The 19,807-nt window shown below is 65.6% G+C and carries 18 protein-coding genes; 8 read left to right on the top strand and 10 right to left on the bottom strand.

Annotated elements, in window-relative coordinates; genetic code table 11:
• Positions 1 to 62: 62 nt before the first annotated feature.
• Both H0S73_RS19985 and H0S73_RS19990 read left to right on the top strand, forming a co-directional pair.
• Positions 63 to 1,118: a bifunctional transcriptional activator/DNA repair enzyme AdaA gene (locus tag H0S73_RS19985; protein ID WP_181054399.1), complete on the top strand. Its 1,056-nt coding sequence runs from the start codon at positions 63 to 65 to the stop codon at positions 1,116 to 1,118.
• A gap of 5 nt (positions 1,119 to 1,123) precedes the next feature.
• On the top strand, positions 1,124 to 1,885 hold the full coding sequence (locus tag H0S73_RS19990) for an isocitrate lyase/PEP mutase family protein (RefSeq protein ID WP_181053789.1): 762 nt from the start codon (positions 1,124 to 1,126) through the stop codon (positions 1,883 to 1,885).
• A 154-nt stretch (positions 1,886 to 2,039) separates the two neighbouring features.
• On the opposite strand, the gene H0S73_RS19995 is transcribed toward H0S73_RS19990, so the two are convergent.
• Complete coding sequence (locus H0S73_RS19995; RefSeq protein ID WP_425488201.1) at positions 2,040 to 3,260, bottom strand: MFS transporter; 1,221 nt, start codon at positions 3,258 to 3,260, stop codon at positions 2,040 to 2,042.
• Positions 3,261 to 3,498: 238 nt separating this feature from the next.
• On the opposite strand from H0S73_RS19995, the gene H0S73_RS20000 reads away from it, so the two are divergent.
• The gene (locus tag H0S73_RS20000) at positions 3,499 to 4,707 is read left to right on the top strand and encodes a CAP domain-containing protein (RefSeq protein ID WP_181053790.1); all 1,209 of its coding nucleotides are present in this window, start codon (positions 3,499 to 3,501) and stop codon (positions 4,705 to 4,707) included.
• Positions 4,708 to 4,908: 201 nt separating this feature from the next.
• Here H0S73_RS20000 and H0S73_RS20005 read toward each other — a convergent pair whose 3' ends face one another.
• Together H0S73_RS20005 and H0S73_RS20010 are read right to left on the bottom strand one after the other, a co-directional pair.
• Positions 4,909 to 5,319 carry a DUF1801 domain-containing protein gene (locus H0S73_RS20005; RefSeq protein WP_425488202.1) on the bottom strand — a complete coding sequence of 137 codons (411 nt, stop codon included), beginning with the start codon at positions 5,317 to 5,319 and terminating at the stop codon, positions 4,909 to 4,911.
• Between the two features lie 46 nt (positions 5,320 to 5,365).
• Positions 5,366 to 5,845, bottom strand: a complete 480-nt coding sequence (locus H0S73_RS20010) for a DUF1801 domain-containing protein (RefSeq protein WP_181053792.1) — start codon at positions 5,843 to 5,845, stop codon at positions 5,366 to 5,368.
• A gap of 273 nt (positions 5,846 to 6,118) precedes the next feature.
• On the opposite strand from H0S73_RS20010, the gene H0S73_RS20015 reads away from it, so the two are divergent.
• Positions 6,119 to 7,378, top strand: coding sequence for an MgtC/SapB family protein (locus tag H0S73_RS20015; RefSeq protein WP_181053793.1), 1,260 nt, complete (start codon positions 6,119 to 6,121; stop codon positions 7,376 to 7,378).
• Between the two features lie 41 nt (positions 7,379 to 7,419).
• Here H0S73_RS20015 and rpoD read toward each other — a convergent pair whose 3' ends face one another.
• The 4 genes from rpoD to H0S73_RS20035 all read right to left on the bottom strand — a co-directional run bounded on the left by rpoD (position 7,420) and on the right by H0S73_RS20035 (position 13,659).
• Complete coding sequence (rpoD, locus tag H0S73_RS20020; protein WP_181053794.1) at positions 7,420 to 9,417, bottom strand: RNA polymerase sigma factor RpoD; 1,998 nt, start codon at positions 9,415 to 9,417, stop codon at positions 7,420 to 7,422.
• A gap of 197 nt (positions 9,418 to 9,614) precedes the next feature.
• Entirely contained in the window at positions 9,615 to 11,504 is a 1,890-nt protein-coding gene (dnaG, locus tag H0S73_RS20025; protein ID WP_181053795.1) for a DNA primase, read from the bottom strand.
• A 230-nt stretch (positions 11,505 to 11,734) separates the two neighbouring features.
• The gene (locus H0S73_RS20030) at positions 11,735 to 12,358 is read right to left on the bottom strand and encodes a LysE family translocator (protein ID WP_181053796.1); all 624 of its coding nucleotides are present in this window, start codon (positions 12,356 to 12,358) and stop codon (positions 11,735 to 11,737) included.
• Between the two features lie 842 nt (positions 12,359 to 13,200).
• Complete coding sequence (locus H0S73_RS20035; protein ID WP_181054401.1) at positions 13,201 to 13,659, bottom strand: GatB/YqeY domain-containing protein; 459 nt, start codon at positions 13,657 to 13,659, stop codon at positions 13,201 to 13,203.
• Between the two features lie 225 nt (positions 13,660 to 13,884).
• On the opposite strand from H0S73_RS20035, the gene carA reads away from it, so the two are divergent.
• The 4 genes from carA to H0S73_RS20055 all read left to right on the top strand — a co-directional run bounded on the left by carA (position 13,885) and on the right by H0S73_RS20055 (position 17,063).
• Positions 13,885 to 15,096 (top strand): glutamine-hydrolyzing carbamoyl-phosphate synthase small subunit, encoded by a 1,212-nt coding sequence (carA, locus tag H0S73_RS20040; RefSeq protein WP_181053797.1) that lies wholly within the window; start codon positions 13,885 to 13,887, stop codon positions 15,094 to 15,096.
• A 123-nt stretch (positions 15,097 to 15,219) separates the two neighbouring features.
• Positions 15,220 to 15,594, top strand: coding sequence for a hypothetical protein (locus H0S73_RS20045; protein WP_181053798.1), 375 nt, complete (start codon positions 15,220 to 15,222; stop codon positions 15,592 to 15,594).
• Between the two features lie 78 nt (positions 15,595 to 15,672).
• Positions 15,673 to 16,221: a cupin domain-containing protein gene (locus H0S73_RS20050; protein ID WP_181053799.1), complete on the top strand. Its 549-nt coding sequence runs from the start codon at positions 15,673 to 15,675 to the stop codon at positions 16,219 to 16,221.
• Positions 16,222 to 16,340: 119 nt separating this feature from the next.
• Positions 16,341 to 17,063: a class I SAM-dependent methyltransferase gene (locus H0S73_RS20055; RefSeq protein ID WP_181053800.1), complete on the top strand. Its 723-nt coding sequence runs from the start codon at positions 16,341 to 16,343 to the stop codon at positions 17,061 to 17,063.
• Here H0S73_RS20055 and H0S73_RS20060 read toward each other — a convergent pair.
• The 3 genes from H0S73_RS20060 to H0S73_RS20070 all read right to left on the bottom strand — a co-directional run bounded on the left by H0S73_RS20060 (position 17,027) and on the right by H0S73_RS20070 (position 19,661).
• A complete protein-coding gene (locus tag H0S73_RS20060; RefSeq protein WP_181053801.1) occupies positions 17,027 to 18,271 on the bottom strand; it encodes an MFS transporter in 1,245 nt (414 codons plus the stop codon). The two genes, H0S73_RS20055 and H0S73_RS20060, sit on opposite strands and share 37 nt — an antisense overlap.
• A 177-nt stretch (positions 18,272 to 18,448) precedes the next feature.
• Positions 18,449 to 18,844, bottom strand: a complete 396-nt coding sequence (locus H0S73_RS20065; RefSeq protein WP_181053802.1) for a GtrA family protein — start codon at positions 18,842 to 18,844, stop codon at positions 18,449 to 18,451.
• A 31-nt stretch (positions 18,845 to 18,875) separates the two neighbouring features.
• On the bottom strand, positions 18,876 to 19,661 hold the full coding sequence (locus H0S73_RS20070; protein ID WP_246389107.1) for an SDR family NAD(P)-dependent oxidoreductase: 786 nt from the start codon (positions 19,659 to 19,661) through the stop codon (positions 18,876 to 18,878).
• Positions 19,662 to 19,807: the final 146 nt, after the last annotated feature.

Here is a 19,807-nt window from a genome sequence, read left to right on the forward strand (position 1 = left end):
AAATACACGCCTCGTTTCCGGCGACACGGGCCCGACAGGTGAGCTAAAACTGGGTCATGCCGATGCTCCGTGACGACGACACTCTTTTTGCCGCCCTGATCGCCCGCGATCCCTCCTACGAGGGGTTCGCCTATGTGGGCGTGAAGACGACCGGCATCTTCTGCCGCCTGACCTGCCCGGCCCGCAAGCCGAAGCGCCACAACGTGGTGTTCTTCTCCTGCAGGGACGCGGCGCAGGATGCGGGCTTCCGCCCCTGCCTGCGCTGCAAGCCCCTCGACAGCAGGCGGCCGACGAGCGGCGCGTTCGAAACCTTGAGGGACAGGATCAGGGCCGAGCCTGACCGGCGCTGGAGCGCCGAGGACGTGAGGGCGCTCGGATACGACCCCTCCACCGTGCGCCGCGCCTTCCAGCGCGAATACGGCGTCACTTTCGCGCAATATGCGCGCTCGCAGCGCCTCGGCCTGGCGGTGAACACCTTGCAGCAGGGAGGCTCGGTGATGGATGCCCAGCTCGACGCAGGCTATGAATCCGGCAGCGGCTTTCGCGACGCCATCGGCAGGCTCATCGGCGACGCGCCGATCCGCGCGCCGTCGCGTCAGATCCTCACTGCGCAATGGCTCGACACGCCCATCGGGGCGATGCTCGCGGTCGTGGACGACACGGGCGTTCACCTGCTCGAATTCGCCGAGCGCAAGGCGCTTCCGGCCGAGATCGAGCGCCTGCGCAAGCGCGCCGGGCCGATCTGCTTCGGCCAGCATCCGATGCTCGACACGCTCGCCCGTCAGGTGGAGCTTTACTTTGCCGGTCGTTCGCTCGCGTTCGATGTGCCCATCGTGCAGAAGGGAACGCCGTTCGAAGCGACGGTGTGGGACGCCCTGCGACGGGTCCCGGCCGGCACCACGCGCAGCTATGGCGAGATCGCCCGCACCCTCGGCCGGCCCGACGCGCCCCGGGCCGTGGCGCGGGCGAACGGCGCCAATCAGGTGGCGATCATCGTGCCGTGCCATCGCGTGATCGGTGCCGATGGATCGCTGACCGGCTATGGTGGCAAGATCTGGCGCAAGCAATGGCTGCTCGAACACGAGCGGCGCGTCGCGACAGCATTGTCCAAGGGATGAAAGACATGACGGATCAAGTCACGAAGGCCGAGGCGTTCAAGGCTCTCCACGTTCCGGGACGGCCGATCGTCCTGTTCAACGTCTGGGATGCGGGCACCGCCAAGGCGGTCGCGGCGAGCGGCGCGAAGGCGCTGGCCACCGGCAGCTGGTCGGTCGCGGCCGCCCATGGCTTCGAGGACGGCGAATACATGCCGTTCGATCTCGCCTTGGCCAATCTGGAGCGCATCGTGGCGGCGAGCGACCTGCCGGTCACCATCGACCTGGAAAGCGGCTACGGAGCCACGCCCGAGGAGGTCGGCGCGACCATCGCCCGCACGGTGCGGGCCGGCGCCATCGGCTTCAACATCGAGGACGGCGTCCGGGAGACCGCGCTCCGTGACGCGCCGGAGCAGGCCGCGCGGCTCCGGAGCGCCCGGGAGGCGGCGGACCGGCTCGGAATCCCGGCCTTCCTGAACGCGCGCACGGACGTGTTCCTGATCGCCGCAAGCGACCAGCATGAGAGCCTCGTCGAGACCGCTCTCGAACGCGGCCGCGCTTATGCGGATGCCGGCGCGGACGGCTTCTTCGTGCCGGGGCTCGCGGATGAAAGGCTCATCGCCCAAGTCGTGGAGGCCTCACCCCTGCCGGTGAACATCATGGCAGGCGCCAAGACCCCAAAGGCTGCGCGGCTCGCGGAACTCGGCGTCGCGCGCATCAGCCATGGCCCGGGCCCCTATCGCATGGCGATGAAGGCCCTGGAGGACGCCGCGAGGGCGGCCCTGCTTTGATACAGTTTCAAAGAGTTTTGCGTATCGAAATCCCTCATCCTGAGGAGCAGGCGCAGTCTGCGTCTCGAAGGAGGTTCCAGTGATCGCCGGAGGCTCCTTCGAGACGGTCGCTCCGCGACCTCCTCAGGATGAGGCCAGAGAGTTATAGGCCCGCTCAGGCGTGCTTCCTCTCGATCTTCGGGAGGAAATACGCGAGGAGCCCCAAAGCCGGCAGGAACGAGCAGACGGTGTAGACCGTCCCGATGCTCGTGACGTCGGCGAGATGTCCGAGCGCTGCGGCGCCGATCCCTGCCATGCCGAACGAGAAACCGAAGAAGAAGCCGGAAATCATGCCGACGCGGCCCGGCACGAGTTCGATTGCATAGACGACGATCGACGAGAAGGCGGAGGCCAGAACCACGCCGATGATCATGCTCAGCACCGTTGTCCAGAACAGATCGGCGAAGGGCAGCATGAGCGTGAAGGGCAGGACGCCGAGGATCGAGAACCAGATCACATAGCGCCGGCCAACCCTATCGCCGAGAGGGCCGCCGAGCAGCGTGCCGACAGCGAGCGATCCGAGGAAGATGAACAGGTGGACCTGCGCGTCCTGCACAGGAAGCTGGAACTTGGAGATCAAGTAGAACGTGAAATAATTGGTGAAGCTCGCGACGTAAAAGTCCTTCGAGAAGATCAGCAGCACCAGGATCGCGAGGGAGATCACGATGCGCCTCTTCGAGAACAAAGATCCCGTCTCGACCGTGCGCGGCTTGGCGCGCAGATCCGCGAGCTTTGCCTGATACCAGCGCCCCACCGCGAAGAGGATCAGTATCGCCAACAGGGCCACTGCCGAAAACCAGGCGATGCTCGGCTGCCCGAACGGGACGACGATGAAGGCCGCAAGCAGTGGGCCCAGCGCGCTTCCGGCATTGCCGCCGACCTGGAACACGGACTGGGCCAATCCGTGCCGCCCGCCCGAGGCCAGTCGCGCCACGCGGGAGGATTCCGGATGGAAGACCGATGACCCCATGCCGATGAGGGCGGCCGCCAGGAGCAGGACCGGATAGGAGCTTGCCTGAGAGAGCGTCAGCAGGCCGACGAGGGTGAACCCCATGCCGGCGACCAGGGAGAACGGCTGCGGCTTGCGGTCCGTGAACGTGCCGATCATAGGCTGGAGCAGCGACGCCGTGAGCTGGAAGGTGAGCGTCAAGAATCCGATCTGGCCGAAATCGAGATGGAAATCCCGTTTGAGGATCGGATAGATCGCCGGCAGCAGCGACTGGATGAGATCGTTCAGCAGGTGCGACACGCTGATGGCGGCCAGGATCGGGACCGCGACCCTTTCCGGAGAGACGACGCGGGTCGCGAGGGGCATGGCTGGCGTTTGATTGGTCATCGTCGTTCTTCGTGATGCTGCCGAGCTTGCCTGCGAGCCCGGCCTTCAGGCGTTTCCACCTTCCGCTATAAACCAGAACGGATTTCCGATCTCCCCCCGGCCCTGCAGGGCAGGGTTACGGCGCAGGTAGGGCGGCCCATCCGCCGGGTCACAACTTTTTCCTATTTCGCCCTTACGCCTTGGCACCAAGGAACCAGCCCGATCCAGGGATAATCACAAAACACCGAAGGGGTCCCCCATGTCGCAAGCCTCGGCCTATGAGCAGCTCATGCTCGAGCTGGTCAATCGCGAACGCGCCAAGACCGGCGCCCAGCCTCTCGCCTTCAACGGCAGCCTGAACGACTCGGCGGATTCGCACAGCAGCTGGATGATTGCGACCGACACCTTCTCGCATACGGGCGCGGGCGGCTCGACGCCGACCGAGCGGATGACACAGGCCGGCTACGCCTTCTCGGGCAGCTGGGCATCGGCGGAGAACATCGCCTGGGCCAGCACCCGCGCGCCCGAGGGGCTCGCGGACGAGGTGGAGCTGCTGCACGCGAACCTGATGGACAGCCCCGGCCACAAGGCCAACATTCTCAACGGGACGTTCCGCGAGATCGGAATCGGCTTCGACACCGGTCCCTATCAGAGCTGGGACGGCGCCTTCGTCACGGAGAACTTCGCCCGGTCGGGCTCGGCTTCGTTCCTCACCGGCGTCAGCATGGCCGACAAGGACGGCGACCGTTTCTACGACATCGGCGAGGGGCTCGGCGGATTGAACGTGACCGCCGTGAGCTCGACCGGCGCCCAATACAGCACGACGACGCAAAGCGCCGGCGGCTACAGCCTGGCGCTTGCTGCGGGCACTTATGCGGTCACGTTCTCCGGCAGCGGCTATGCCCCCGTGACCCAGCAGGTGACCATCGGCTCCTCGAACGTGAAGCTCGATCTCATCGATCCGGCCGCGGGGATCTCAACCGTATCGAACACGATCAAGGGCAACGCCGGCAGGAACACCCTGAAGGGAACATCCGGGTCCGACACGATCAAGGGCCTCGGCGGCAACGACAAGATCTACGGCAACGGGGGCGACGACAAGCTCTACGGCGGGAGCGGGAACGACGCGCTCACCGGCCATGGCGGCAATGACCGCCTCTACGGCAATGACGGCAACGACCGCCTGTCCGGCGGCAGCGGCAACGACACCCTCACCGGCGGCAGAGGCGCGGACACCTTCCGCTTCTCCGGCAAATGGGGCGCGGACACGATCACCGACTACAGTGACGGCATCGACCGCATCGACCTGCGCGGCGCGCATCTGAGCTTCAAGGACCTCGGCATCACCCGGTTCAACGCGGACGGCGACGGCAAGGCGGACGACGTGCTCATCGAGGCCGACGGCCAGTCGATCGCTCTGCTCAACGTGAAGCATGCGCTGATCGGAGCATCCGACTTCCTGTTCTGACGGGGCGGCGCATCGACCTCTCTTACGTCGTCACCGGCCTTGTGCCGGTGATCCCGATGGATTGAAGCACAGCACTCTTCGGATCGAGATGGCCGCGTCAGCGAAAAGTGGATCCGGTTTTCCGCCCGAACGATGCGCCAGCCAAGAGAAGGAGCATCGGATTCGATCCCAAAAGTGGATTCCACTTTTGGGTCCGATGCTCTAGGAGCGGGAGGAACGAGCCACGGGCTTCTTCGATATGTTCAGTGCCACCGCCGCGCGAATGAGCGCCTTCAGCGCCTCCTCGTCGATCTCCTCGCCTTCATGAAGATCGATGGCGCGCCTCGTGTTGCCCTCGAGGCTGGCGTTGAAGAGGCCGGAGGGGTCTTCCAGCGAGGCGCCCTTGGCGAAGGTCATCTTCACGACGCTCTTGTAGGTTTCTCCGGTGCAGATGATCCCGCCGTGCGACCAAACGGGAACGCCTCTCCACTTCCATTCCTCGACGACCTCGGGGACAGCCTGCCTGATGACGGACCGGACCCGGGCGAGCATCTCGCCCCGCCAATCGCGCAGCTCCTCGATCTTCGCATCGATCAGCCGGGAGGGTGTCGCCTCTCCATCGGAAATCTTCATGTTGCTCTTCTCCCTGGCGGATGGTTCGTGCATCGGCGGCTTCCGCTCACATCCGCTCGCCGGGCAATTGGCTCGCCTGCCTCACCCAGTCGCTGAACCGATCTTCGTCGAAACCATCGTTCTCATAGATGTCGAGATAGCGCACGTCCTTTTGCTTGGAGGCTCCGGGCGGCTCCGGCTGCAGAGACGTGCCGCGGAAGAACGCCACCTTGATGTACTTCGCGAAGCAATGGAAGCTGAGAAACCAGCCCTGGCCTTCGACGCCGTAGAACGGCGAGTTCCATTTCACGGCCTTGCTCACATCGGGAACCGCCTGCGCGATGAGCGCATCGATGCGACGCCCGACATCGCTCTTCCAGTCCGTCATGGCCGCGATATAGGCCTGCACGGGCGCATCGCCGTAGCCCTTCGCGATCTGAGGATTGCCGCCGGAGAGAAGCTTAGGGCCTGAGGCGCCCGCAAGCGACGTTTTCGCCGCCTTCGTTGCGACCTTCGCCGATTTCCTCGAAGACACTGTATCGGCCATCGGACCCACCCCCATCGGCATATGGGCGCGCATGATAGGATCACGATCCGCAAATGTGCAACCTGCGCCAATCGGGCAGCCGCTCGGGGCGCGGCGCCGTCACGAGCGCGTCGCGCGCCATGGTGATGCCCGCGAAGGTGCGGCGAGCGAATGGACCTGGGCGAATGGACCTGGGCGAATGGACCTGGACTGTCTCCCGGTGCTTGCCCGTGCTAAGGAACCGGAACGGCCGAAGAGACCGATCGTCATGTGGCCGGCCGAGCAACAAGAGTCATGAACGACACGTCCCTGCTTTTCCGTCTCGTCGCCGCCCTGGCCATCGGGCTGCTGATCGGCCTGGAGCGCGGGTGGAAGCAGCGCGAGGAGGCGGAGGGCGAGCGCACCGCCGGTCTTCGGACCTATACGCTGACCGCCCTGCTCGGCGCCCTCTCGGCCGTTCTGACGAGCTATACCAGCACGGTCTTCCTGGCTTTCTCCTTCCTGGGCTTCGCGCTCGCGTTCAGCGCCTTTTCCTGGCTGGAGGCGAAGGCGGAGGAGAATTTCAGCGTCACGGGCGTCGTCGCCGGTCTCATCACGTTCGCCCTCGGCGCCTATGCGGTGCTCGGCAATCTCGAAATCGCCACCGCGGCGGGCGTCGTCGTCACGCTCATCCTCGCGCTCAAGCAGCCGCTGCACCGATGGGTGCGCAACCTCACCTGGCTGGAGATCCGATCCGCGCTCATTCTTCTCGCCATGACGTTCCTGGCGCTGCCCTTGCTGCCGGACAGGACGGTCGATCCCTGGAATGCGATCAATCCCTTCGAGATCTGGCTGCTCGCCATCATCATCGCGGCCATCTCCTTCGTCGGCTATATCGCGGTGAAGATCATGGGGAGCCAGGCGGGCGTGGCGCTCGCGGCGCTCGCGGGCGGATTGGCGTCGTCGACGGCGACGACCGTTACCCTCGCCCGGCTGGCGCGCGAGCATCCGGCCGCGAGCCCGCTGCTCGCCGGCGGCATCCTTCTGTCCGGATCGGTGATGATCGCCCGCGTGCTGGTCGTCGCAAGCGTCCTGAACAACGCCCTGCTCGTTCCCCTCGCTTGGCCGCTCGGCGCCGGGGGCCTCGTGATGATCGCGGTTGCCGGACTGCTCTTCTTCACCCACGGCGGAGGAAGCAAGGAGCATCCTCAGCTCGGCATGAAGAGCCCCTTCGATCTCGGGACCGCGTTGAAGCTCGCGGGCCTCATCGCCGTGATCAGCCTGCTGGCGAAGGTCATCGGCGGCTCCGCCGGCGATGTGGGCATCACCATCCTGGCGGCGCTCTCCGGCATCGCGGACGTGGACGCCATCACGCTCTCGCTCGCGCGGCTCGCCAACAACGGCATCACGCCCGTCACGGCGGCGCTCGGCATCGGCATCGCGGTTGCGGTGAACACGGTGGTGAAGGCGGGCATGACGTTCAGCCTGGGAACCGGACAGGCCGGCTGGATCGTCTCAGGCGCGAGCGGCGCGGCGATCGCGGCAGGCGGCGCGGCCTTCGCTGTTTTCGGCTGACATGAAAAAGGCGGGTCCTAAAACCCGCCTTCTCAATTCGCTCAGTTGTCCAGGAAGCTCCTGAGCTTCCGGCTCCGCGAGGGGTGCTTGAGCTTGCGCAGGGCCTTCGCCTCGATCTGGCGGATACGCTCGCGGGTCACGGAGAACTGCTGGCCGACCTCTTCGAGGGTGTGGTCGGTGTTCATGCCGATGCCGAAGCGCATGCGCAGCACACGCTCCTCGCGCGGCGTAAGCGAGGCGAGGACGCGGGTCGTCGTCTCGCGCAGGTTGGACTGGATCGCCGCGTCGATGGGCAGGATCGCGTTCTTGTCCTCGATGAAGTCGCCGAGATGCGAATCCTCCTCGTCGCCGATGGGCGTTTCGAGGGAGATCGGCTCCTTGGCGATCTTGAGGACCTTGCGCACCTTCTCCAGCGGCATGGCGAGCTTCTCCGCCAGCTCCTCCGGGGTCGGCTCGCGGCCGATCTCGTGCAGCATCTGGCGCGAGGTGCGGACGATCTTGTTGATCGTCTCGATCATGTGCACCGGAATGCGGATCGTGCGGGCCTGGTCGGCGATCGAGCGGGTGATCGCCTGCCGGATCCACCAGGTGGCATAGGTCGAGAACTTGTAGCCGCGCCGGTACTCGAACTTGTCGACCGCCTTCATGAGACCGATATTGCCCTCCTGGATCAGGTCCAGGAACTGCAGGCCGCGGTTCGTGTACTTCTTGGCGATGGAGATCACGAGGCGCAGGTTGGCCTCGATCATTTCCTTCTTCGCCTGCCGGGCCTCGCGCTCGCCCTTCTGCACCATCATGACGATGCGGCGGAATTCTTGGATCTCCAGGCCGGTCTCGCTCGCCAGGTTGTGGATGTTCTCGCGCAGGTCGTGGATGCCGTCCTTCGCCTTGGCGACGAAGTCCTTCCAGCCCTTGCCGCCGAGCTTGGAGACGCGCAGAACCCATTTCGGGTCGAGCTCCCAGCCCTGGTAGTGCTTGAGGAACTCCTCGCGGGCGACGCCGTGGCTCTCGGCCAGGCGCATCAGGCGGCCCTCATGGGAGATGAGGCGCTTGTTGATGTCGTAGAGCTGCTCGACCAGGGCTTCGATGCGGTTGTTGTTCAGCGACAGCGACTTCACCGACGTGACGATATCCGCCTTGAGTTCCTTGTACTTGCGCTCCTGGGCCGGGGTCAGCTGCTTGTTCTGCATGCGCTGTTCCACATGCTCGACCTGCAGGCGGCGCAGCTTCTTGTAGTTGTCGGCGATGGAATCGAAGGTCTCGAGAACGCGCGGCTTCAGCTCGGCCTCCATGGCCGAGAGCGACACGTTGTTCTCCATGTCGTCGTCGTCCATCTCGCCCTCGGGCGGGGTCATCCCCTCCTCGGACTCGGCCGTCTCCTCCTCGGCCTCGCCTTCGCCCATGCCCTCGACCTTGGGCGCGCCCTTGCCGTCGGGGCCCGCATAGGTGGCCTCGAGGTCGATGATGTCGCGCAGGAGCACCCGGCCTTCGACGAGCTCGTCGCGCCAGATGATGATGGCCTGGAAGGTCAGCGGGCTTTCGCAGAGGCCTGCGATCATGGCCTCGCGGCCGGCCTCGATGCGCTTGGCGATGGCGATTTCGCCCTCGCGGGAGAGAAGCTCCACCGAGCCCATCTCGCGCAGGTACATGCGCACCGGGTCGTCCGTGCGGTCGGTCGGCTCCTTGGCGGTGGTCTCCCGCACCGCCACGGCGCGGGTCTGCGACGCCTCGACGAGGTCCCCCCCGTCGGCCTCCTCCTCTTCCGCTTCCGGCTGGGCGTTCTCGTCGGTCTCCTCGGACTCGACGACGTTGATGCCCATCTCGGACAATTGGCCGAGCACGTCCTCGATCTGCTCCGAGGAGAACTCCTCCGGAGGCAGAACCTCGTTCAGTTCGTCGTAAGTGACATACCCGCGTTTTTTCGCGAGCTTGATCATCCGTTTAACGGCGGCATCGCTCAGGTCGAGCAGGGGCCCGTCGCTCTGCTGCTCCGGAGCCGTCGTCTCGCCTTCGTCCCGTTCGGTTGCCTTCGTTGCCATGCTTTGCTCAACTCCAGCGCCCCGCTCATCCCCCCTACAGGACCCGCGATGCGCGAATGGGCGGCCAAGCCTGCAGAGCTCCGCCACCCGAAATTCATTGCCAATCATAAACAGTGAGTCGCTTGACTAACCGTTAACCATCCCCTGCTCAAACCGCCGCAGCCGCCCGGCTTGCCGCACTCTGACATGAATGGACGTCAGAGACCGAGGGCCCCTGCATTGTCCATGTCGGCCTCGGCACCCTCGACGGAGGACAGTTGGTTTTGGACCTCTCGCAGCCAGGCGAGATTGGCCTCGTTGTCCTCTTCGGCGAGCGCGCGCTCGGCAGCCCGAAGTTCGCTATGTAACGTGCGTGCGCGGCGATGCAAGGTGATGGCTTGCCTCAATGCGTCCTCAAGCCGCAAGGGATCCGCATGTGGATCCAGCATCCACCGGTCGCCTGGACGGACCAGAGCCGTCAATCTTTCCGCCGTTCCGGTCAGCCCGGCCCGTTCGAGGCGGGCCATCATGACGGTCGGATCGGCCGGTTCGCCGCTCGCCGCTCCATCGAGCAGGAGACTGCGCACCATTTGGGTGGACCGGCCCTCAAGTTCAAGATCTGCAAGGGTTTCTACATGATTCTGGACCAGCTCCGGGTGGACAAGAAAGGTGCAGAGGATCATCGCCTCCCGGGGGCTATCGGCCGTGCTTCCGGCAAAGAGCGGGTTGCGGGCGAGCAGCGGCGAGACGCTCAGGCGGGAGCTCGGCGTCATGGGCTGGGGCTTCCCGAAATCCCTCCGGGCGCCCCCACCCTGACGGTCGAACCTTTTGGGCCGAGAATCCGCATTCAGGGACGAAAGGCGGCCCGCGATGTCCTCCCGGTAATATTTCTTGAGGGTCTCGTCGCGAATCAGCGTCAGTGATTCGCGCAGCCGCCGCTCCAGGGCCGCCCGGCGTTCGGGGGTATCGAGGGGACCGGCCTCCAGCTCCCGGGTCCAGAGCACGTCGACCAGCGGCCGCGCCGAGGCGAGGACCCGCTCCACGGCGGCGCTCCCTCCGGCGCGTGCGAGATCGTCAGGGTCCTGCCCCTCCGGCAGCATGGCGAAGCGCAGGGATTTGCCGGGCATCAGGTTCGGCAGGGCGACGTCGAGCGCCCGATAGGCCGCCCGCTGCCCGGCCTTGTCGCCGTCGAAGCAGAGGATCGGCTCTTCCGCGAGGCGCCAGAGCAGGGTGAGCTGGTCCTCCGTCAGGGCGGTGCCGAGCGGCGCGACCGCATGGGGAAATCCCGCGACGCTGAGCGAAATCACGTCCACATAGCCTTCCACGGCAATCACCGTGCCCTTCTCATGGGCCGGCTGGCGGGCGAGGTGGTAGTTGTAGAGGAGCCGCCCCTTGTTGAAGAGCGGCGTATCGGGCGAGTTGAGGTACTTGGCCGGCACGTCGGCGCTCATGGCCCGGCCGCCGAAGGCGATGACCCGGCCGCGCACGTCGCAGATCGGGAACATGACCCGGTCGCGGAAGCGGTCGGCCGGAATCTTCCCCGCCTCCCCGGCATGGACCAGCCCCGCCTCCACCATCATGTCGACAGGCACGCCCTTGCCGGCGAGATGATCGCGCAGCGCATAACGCTCGGACGGGGCATACCCGATCCGGAACCGGGTTTGCGTCTCGCGGCTGAGCTGGCGCCCGGCGAGATAGTCCCGCGCTTTGCCGCCAAAACGCCCCTGGAGCGAGGCCTCGAAGAACTCCGCCGCCAGTTCCATGACGTCGTGGAGGTTCTTGCGCTTGACCTCCTCCTGCCGGTCCTCCCGGGAGGGCGTCGGCAGGGGCACGCCCGCTTCGCCCGCCAGCCGCTCCACGGCCTCGGGGAAGGACAGCCCTTCCGTCTCCATGAGAAAGGTGAAAATGTCCCCGTGCTTGCCCGAGGAGAAGCAGTGATAGAACTGCTTCTGGTCGTTCACGTAGAAGGACGGCGTCTTCTCCGCATTGAACGGCGACAGCCCCTTCCATTCCCGCCCCGCCTTCTTCAGGCGCACGCGCTTCCCCACGACCGACGAAGTCGGCAGCCGGGCGCGGATCTCTTCGAGGATTTGGGGCGGGTAGCGCACGAAGCGGTGATCTCCAAACCTGCTCCATAAACTAGTGCGCCTACCCTTCGGTTAAAAACCCCAAGGCCACGCTTTTCTGTGCCCGCTATCCACAGGGCTCGTCATCGACGGTCTCCGTCGCTCTCCGTGCCGTGAACCCAAACGCCGGGAAGGTGCGAGCCTTTCGGTTCGCTCATCCTCAGGGTTTTGGAGGGCGCCGCCGACGCGGTTGCGCGTCGGCGGCCGATCGTTCACCGGCTCGCGGTCGTGAGCGCCGCGCCGATGCCGACGAAGGTCGCGCCGGCGGCGCGGTTGAACCAGCGGCCGTGGCGGGTCAGCCAGGGCGCGATGCGCTGGGCCATGCCGGCGAGAAGAAGTTCGTAGACGATCTCGACCACCACGAAGGTGCCGCCGAAGATCGCGAGCTGGACGGGAAAGGACACGCCCGGCGCCATGAATTGCGGCAGGAAGGCCGCGAAGAAGATCAGCGCCTTCGGGTTCGACACCGCCACGAGGAAGCCCTGGTTGAACATCCACAGGGGCCTCACCCGGCGCGGCCCCTCGTCCCGGGCGGCAACGTCCAGAACGGAGGCGGGCGACCGCCAGATCCGGATTCCGAGATAGACAAGGTAGGCGGCGCCGATCCACTTGGCGATCGTGAAGGCCTTCTCCGACGCGGCGAGCAGCGCCCCCATGCCGGCCAGAGATGCCGCGATGAGGATGAAGAACCCGAGCGCGCCGCCCAGAACCGTATAGATCGTGGGCCGGAAGCCGTAGCAGACGCCGTGCGTCAGGGACAAAAGCCCGTTGGGTCCGGGCGTCAGGGAGAGGCCGACAGCGGCGACCAGATAGATCAACCAGAGTTCAAGGCTCATATGTCACCGCTGCTTGCTCGTGCTGCCGCGTCTTCGGAAGGCGCCGCTCTCTCTTAGCACGATTTGGATCAGATCCACGAGCGGATACGCCGTCTCTCCCTCCCCTCTCCGTGAGAGAGGATGAAGGCTGGAGGAGTCGGAGATGAGCGCTCCGCGTCCATCCTCTCCACGTCATGGCCGGGACAGGCCCGGCCATCCAAGTCTGCGGGGCGCCCCTTCGACCTCATCCTGAGGAGCAGCGAAGCTGCGTCTCGAAGGATGCTCCAGCACGCACTGGAGACGCCCTCGTCCTTCGAGACGCTTCGCTCCTCAGGATGAGGGCTCTGGGTGAGACGCGCAGGGTTATGTTCTTACTTTGTTCTTGACAGGTGACGCAACCTTGGCTATATCGTTACCCATCCCCGCCTGACGAGGGGCGCGCTCGCGAGGCGTCGCAAGAACGGGGCGGGGAACGGTCCGGTCGCAGGTCTCGCACCCCTGGGGCCGGAGGCCCTTGGCAGCCGTGTGCTGGTTCCAAGTCTCAACGCCTAAAAGAACCGTGCGGGACGAGCAGTTCGGCTCTTCCATTACCTTACCCAGCGAGCCGGGCTGCCCGACACGCCACCCTCGATCCTGATAGGCTCGCAGCGCAAGCTGCGGGCCCACAGGTGCTGGCTCTTTGACATGAACGAACTTCCACACCCGCCCGTCATGGCCGAAGCGCCTAGCCCCATGCCCATCCCGTTGCGAGAACGATACGTCTTGTGGCGGTGGCGACCCTGGGTTTCGAATTCGCCCCGGGGAACGCGTTCAGGCGCTCACGGCCGCGGGAACGGCCGCGGCGGCCTGACGTCGGGTGCGCCCTACCCCTTCGGCAGCATGTCCTTCACGAGGCCGCTCGCCTTGGCGAAGTCCATGCGGCCGGCGTATTTGGCGCGCAGGGCGCCGACGACCTTGCCCATGTCCTTCATGGAGGCGGCGCCGGTCTCGGCGATGGCAGCCTCAATGGCGGCCTTGGTCTCGGCCTCGTCCATCTGCTGAGGCAGGTAGGAGGAAATCACTGCGACCTCGTTCTTCTCCTGATCGGCGAGCTCGGTGCGGCCGCCCTGCTCGTACATGGTGATCGATTCCTGGCGCTGCTTCACCATTTTCTGCAGGAGGGCCAGGATCTCCTCGTCGGACAGGGGCTCCTTGCCGTTGCCGCGGGCCTCGATGTCCTTGTCCTTGAGGGCGGCCTGAATCAGCCGGATGGCGCCGAGCCTGCCCTTATCGCCGGCCTTCATGGCTTCCTTCATCTCGGCGGTAAAGCGTTCGCGCAGCATGGACTTCTCCTTGGTTTTAAGTCGCTGGAGCATCGGATCCGATGCTCCTTCCCTTGTTTGGCGCATCGTCGACGCGGAAAACCGGATCCGCTTTTCCGCACGATGCGCTTGAGCGTTGACGGAACGCGAACGGCCCCTTAAGTCACGGGGGTAGTTCAAAGGCGGCCCGGGCACGGCCTGCTCAAGCACGGCCTGTTGGCCCCGGACTTACAAGAGATCATGACGATGCTGCAAGACAAAGACACCACCGGGAGTTCCTCGGGTGGCTGGGCCGAGCCGCGCGCGACCGCGGTTCTCGTGCTCCAGGACGGAACGGTTCTCGAAGGCTTCGGCATCGGCGCCGTGGGCGAGGCGACCGGCGAGGTCTGTTTCAACACCGCGATGACGGGCTACCAGGAGATCCTGACCGACCCGTCCTATGCCGGCCAGATCATCACCTTCACCTTCCCGCATATCGGCAATGTGGGCACCAACGAGGAAGACATCGAGAGCGTCAACGCCGCCTCGTCCTCAGGCGTGCGCGGCGTCGTGCTGGCGGCGACCATCACCGAGCCGTCCAACTGGCGCGCCTCCCGCGACCTCGATGCGTGGCTCAAGGCCCGCAGCATCGTCGGCCTCTCGGGCATCGACACCCGGGCTCTGACCGCCCTGATCCGCGACAAGGGCATGCCGAACGCGGTCATCGCCCACGATCCCGAGGGCCGGTTCGACATCGAGGCCCTCAAGGCCAAGGCCGCCGCCCTCCCGTCCATGGACGGCCAGGACCTCGTGCCCCTCGTGACCAGCGCCCAGCGCTTCGACTGGGACGAGACCACCTGGACGCGCGGCGAAGGCTACGGCCACCAGGACGGCGTCCCGAAGCGTCACGTGGTCGCCATCGATTACGGCGTGAAGCGCAACATCCTGCGCCTGCTCGCCCGCGCCGGCTGCAAGGTCACGGTGGTCCCGGCCACCGCCTCGGCCGAGGACGTGCTGGCCCTCAAGCCGGACGGCGTCTTCCTGTCCAACGGCCCCGGCGATCCGGCGGCGACCGGCGAATACGCCGTTCCGGTGATCCGCAAGGTGCTCGACGAGAAGATCCCGACCTTCGGCATCTGCCTCGGCCATCAGATGCTGAGCCTGGCCGTCGGCGCCAAGACCAAGAAGATGCACCAGGGTCACCACGGGGCGAACCATCCGGTGAAGGACAAGACCACCGGCAAGGTCGAGATCACCTCCATGAACCACGGCTTCGCGGTGGATCCGGAGACCCTGCCCTCGAACGCCGTGGAGACCCACGTGTCCCTGTTCGACGGCTCGAATTGCGGCATCTCGCTCACCGACCGCCCGGCCTTCTCGGTTCAGTACCACCCGGAGGCCTCCCCCGGCCCGCAGGACAGCCATTACCTGTTCGACCGCTTCGTGCAGCTGATGGACCAGAAGAAGACGCAGGCTTAACATCTGTGTGAAGGCTGGCGCCGCGACAAACACGTCGATTGCGCCAGCCGCCCAAATCACGGTAACCGATCATTAACCATAAAAATAAAATGATTCCGGACCTTGGTTTGGGGGTTTCATCCAATGGATTTCGATGACGATTCCGGCGAATTCAGCCGATTGCACAACCTGTTCACGTTTCACCTCGGCATCGCCGTCACGCTGTCCTGGCTGACGTCGCTCTATGCCGCCCTCTACGCGCCCTGGGTGCGCAACATCCGCCCGCTGATTGACCCCGGCAATGTGGGCCCGGTCGAGAGCACCTGGTCCTATCTCTTCATCTTCCCGGTGGTGCTCACGACGGCTTGGCTGATCTCGATCTTCGGCCAGAACCTCTTCGCCCAGTTCCGCATCTTCAAGAACCAGATCGTCGAGTTCGCCATCGCGGCGGTCGTGGCCTTCGGGATGTTTTACCTTTCCATCGACCGCGCCGTCGCGGCCATGTTCATCGGCATGTAAGACCGGACGGATTTTACGGTCTCGCTCGATCTTTGGCTCAGGCCATGCGTTCCCTCCCCGGTTCGAAGGGAGAGACGCATGGCTGAGGCGAAAGGATACGGCGACCCGCACGGCTACAACGCGCCGCTCGGCACGGAGACCTATGTCTTCCGCAGCAACGGCATCGTGCCGAACTCCTCCCTGCCGCTGATCGTGCGCCGGGGGGCGATTTCGCCCTCCGAGCACGACGCCGTCCGGACCTTCAAGGCGACCTTCGCCAGGAACGGCTGGACCAATGCCTGGCTGAACGGCATCCACGATTACCATCATTACCATCCGAACACCCATGAGGTGCTCGGCATCGTGTCGGGCTCGGGACAGGTCCGTTTCGGCGGCGAGGACGGCGATCTCGTGGCCGTGAGCGCCGGCGACGTGGTGGTCATCCCGGCTGGCGTAGCCCATGCCTGCATCAACGCGAGCGACGATTTCTCCGTGGTCGGCGCCTATCCGGGAGGGGCCGATTACGACACGATCCGCGACGACCCGGCCGCTCTAGCGACCTCGCAACAGCGGATCGCCCAGGTGCCCCTGCCGGAGGCCGACCCGGTCGACGGCGCGGACGGGCCGCTCATGAAGCTGTGGACCTGAGAACGACCGAGAAGCGTCCTGCCCGGTCCAAGGCGGGAGGTTGCTAAAGCGCGAGACAGGCCTCATGACTCGAAGCTCGCCTTCGGCGGCATTTTGAACTTCGTGGGGCACTACTTCCGATGAACTGGCGCGATTATTGGAACCAGGACACGCCGATCTACGTGAACGAGCGGCACAAGCTCCTGCATTACCGCCTGATCGCCAACGACATCATCGGGCTCATCCCATCCCCGGACGCGGTCGTGCTGGATTACGGCTGCGGCGAGGCGCATCTGGCCGACAAGGTCGCGGCCCGATGCGCGAGGCTATACCTGAGCGATGCCGCGCCGCTCGTTCGCGAGCGCCTGAACGAGCGGTTCCAAGACAATGAGCGGATCGCGGTTCTCGCGACCGAGGATGTGGCCGGCCTGGCCGACGCCTCGCTCGATCTCATCGTGGTGAACTCGCTCGTCCAGTATCTCTCCCTCGACGAGTTCCGCGGGCTCCTGAGGCTCCTGCGCGGGAAGCTCAAGGAGAATGGCAGGCTGGTCCTGGGCGACGTCATCCCGCCCGATATCAGCCCTCTCACCGACGCGAAGGCGCTGCTCTCCTTCGCCTGGCAGGGCGGGTTCATGAGGGCCGCCCTCGGCGGCCTCGCCCGGACGGCCTTCTCCGAGTACCGCAAGATCCGCGAGGAGCTGGGTTTGGCGCAATACAGCGCGGAGGAGATCTTCGACCTCCTCGACGATGCCGGGTTCGTGCCCGAGCGGGCCGCGCGGAACCTCGGGCACAACCAAGCCCGCATGACCTTCATCGGCCGTCCCGCTCAGGCCCTCGACACCGAAGACCTTACTGAGCGCTGATCGCTCAGGAGCGACAGGCCGAACACGCCGAGCCCCGCCACGGCGAGGGCCGCGCCGACCCATCCGGTCGAGGCGAAGCCGTAGCCCGCCGCGATCGCGAGGCCGCCGAGCCAGGCACCGAGCGCATTGGCGATGTTGAAGGCGGAATGATTGAGGGCCGCCGCCAGGGTCTGCGCATCGGCCGCCACATCCATCAGTCGGGTTTGAAGGGCCGGCCCGATGGCGACGCTGCAGCCGACGAGGAACACGCAGACCGAGAGCATGTGCGGGTTGTCCGCCGTCAGCCAGAGCACGGTCATCACCACGGCGCTGCAGGCGAGCACCCCGCCGATGGTGGCCATCAGGTTCCGGTCCGCGAACCAGGCGCCGACGAGATTGCCCACGATCATGCCGGAGCCGAACAGGGCCATCATGAGGGGGACGGCGCTCTCCGGCATCCGGGCGACTTCCGTGGCCGTCGAGGCGATGTAGGAGAAGACGGAGAACAGTCCGCCGAAGCCCACGGCCCCGATGCCGAGGGTGAACCAGACCTGCTTGCGCTTGAAGGCGCCGAGTTCCCTCATCGGGCTCGCCCCCTCCTGGACCTTGTCCTTCGGCAGGAAGAGCCAGATCAGCAGAACGGTCAGCGCGCCCATGAAGCCGACCGCCCCGAAGGCGAGCCGCCAGGTCAGGGCTTGGCCGAACCACGTGGCCACGGGCGTGCCGAGCAGGGTCGCGACGGTCAGGCCCAGCATGACACGCGCCACGGCCTGGGTGCGCTTGTTCGGGGGAACCAGAGAGGCGGCCACGAGGGCGGCCACGCCGAAATAGGCGCCGTGCGGCAGGCCGGTGAGGAAGCGCAGGAGCACGAAGGATTCGAAACTCGGCGCCACGGCGCTGACGGCGTTTCCGACGGCGAACACGGCCATCAGGACGAGGAGCAGCGTCTGGCGCGCGAGCTTGGCCGCCAGGACGGCGATGATCGGAGCGCCGACCACGACCCCGAGCGCATAGGCGCTGATCGCATACCCGGCCTGGGGTGTCGTGACATGGAACTCCTGCGCGAGGTTCGGCAGCAGGCCCATGATGGCGAACTCGCCCGTTCCGATGCCGAAGCTGCCGACCGCGAGCGCCAGTTCGATCAACGCGATGGCGAGGCGTGAACGCGGAACGGCGGGAGCCCTGCCCTGTGCGAGACAGGCCTCCTCGGCAATGGCCATATCGGACATGAAGCCCCCAAGCTTTTCAGGCGGTGCGAATGTGGGATGAGTGGCGGAGCAATTTTGAGAGGCTCCTGCGACAGCCATATTGCATCGCAAAAAGATTCGCGGGATCTAGTGGAATGCAGGCCAGGGCTGCGCTGGAAGACTGGACCTTGCGAATCTGCCCCGTCGCCTGCCGAGCGCTTATGCAAATGTCCATTTCTTGTGCGCCATGAAGCTCCACAGCATCACGACGCCGGTGGTGATGATTTGCGAGGGAAGATAGGGGCCGTCGAGCCACACCGTGAAGGCGTGCATCAGGAACCAGGTCACCAGGAAGCCGACGAAAGCCACGAGGGCGAAGCGCCATGTGGCCTCCCGATGGGGCCGGTCGCTCTCGTAAGTGTGCTTGCGGTTGAGGACGTATGACACGAGCCCTCCTGCCACATAGCCAGCAAGCGTCGCCGGCACGGGATGCGTCCCCGCGCCCTCGACGAGAGCGATGAGAAGTCCGTAATGCACGACGGCAGCCGCCACGCCGACCCCGAAGAAGGCGGTGAATTGACGGGTGAGCCGATGAAGGGAGCAGGATGCGGTCACGCCCTCTCGATAGCGGCTTCCCGAGCGCCCGTCACCTCATTCCCTGCAGACGCCCGGCAATCCTGCGGGAGAGGAAGCGCGGGGCGAATTTCGCCGCCAGGGCGCCGAACCGGTTGCCCGCCCCTGGGATGACGACGGCCCGCCCGGCCTCGTAGCCCTCGATGCCGGCGCGGGCGACCGTGGCGGCCGACATGGCGCTCTCCTTGAAGAATCCCGTCCTCTTCGGGCCCGCCGTCTTGCCGAACTCGCTCTCGGTCGGCCCCGGGCAGAGGGCCGTCACGGTCACCCCATGGGGCTTCGCTTCGTCGTGCAGGGCCTCCGAGAGGGACAGGACGAAAGCCTTGGAGGCATAATAGACGGCCATGTGGGGCCCGGCCTGGAAGGCCGCGATGGAGGCCACGTTCAGGATCCCGCCCCGCCGGCGCTCGATCATGCCCGGCAGCATCAGGCGGCAAAGCGAGGTCAGGGCCGTGACGTTGAGGTCGACCATGGCGAGTTGCTTCTCGTGCGGAAGAGACGCGAAATATCCCCTCAGGCCGAACCCTGCATTGTTGACCAGGGTGTGGACGGCGATTCTCCGTTCCAGGAGCATTTCATGAAGATCCCTGGGAGCATGCCTGTCCTCGAGATCGAGGGCGATGACCTCGACGGGAGCGCCATGGATCCGCCCGATCTCCGCGCTCAGGACTTCCAGGCGCTCGTGCCGGCGGGCCGTGAGAACCAGGGAATAGCCCCGGCCGGCGAAAACCCGCGCCAAATCGGCGCCGATCCCGCTGGACGCTCCCGTGACCAGCGCCCAGCGCGGCTCTTCCGTCATGACCATCTTTTCCCAGTTCCCCTACATGGCGATACAATGCGTCTTGTACCGCATGGGCATTGCCTGTCTAAATCATGGCTCAGGCCTTTGAATTTGCTCAAGGTCCGTGTAAGAGCCTCTCTCAACCTACAATCAGATCACATCCC

The sequence above is a fragment of the Microvirga mediterraneensis genome (genome assembly GCF_013520865.1).
Lineage (GTDB): Bacteria > Pseudomonadota > Alphaproteobacteria > Rhizobiales > Beijerinckiaceae > Microvirga > Microvirga mediterraneensis.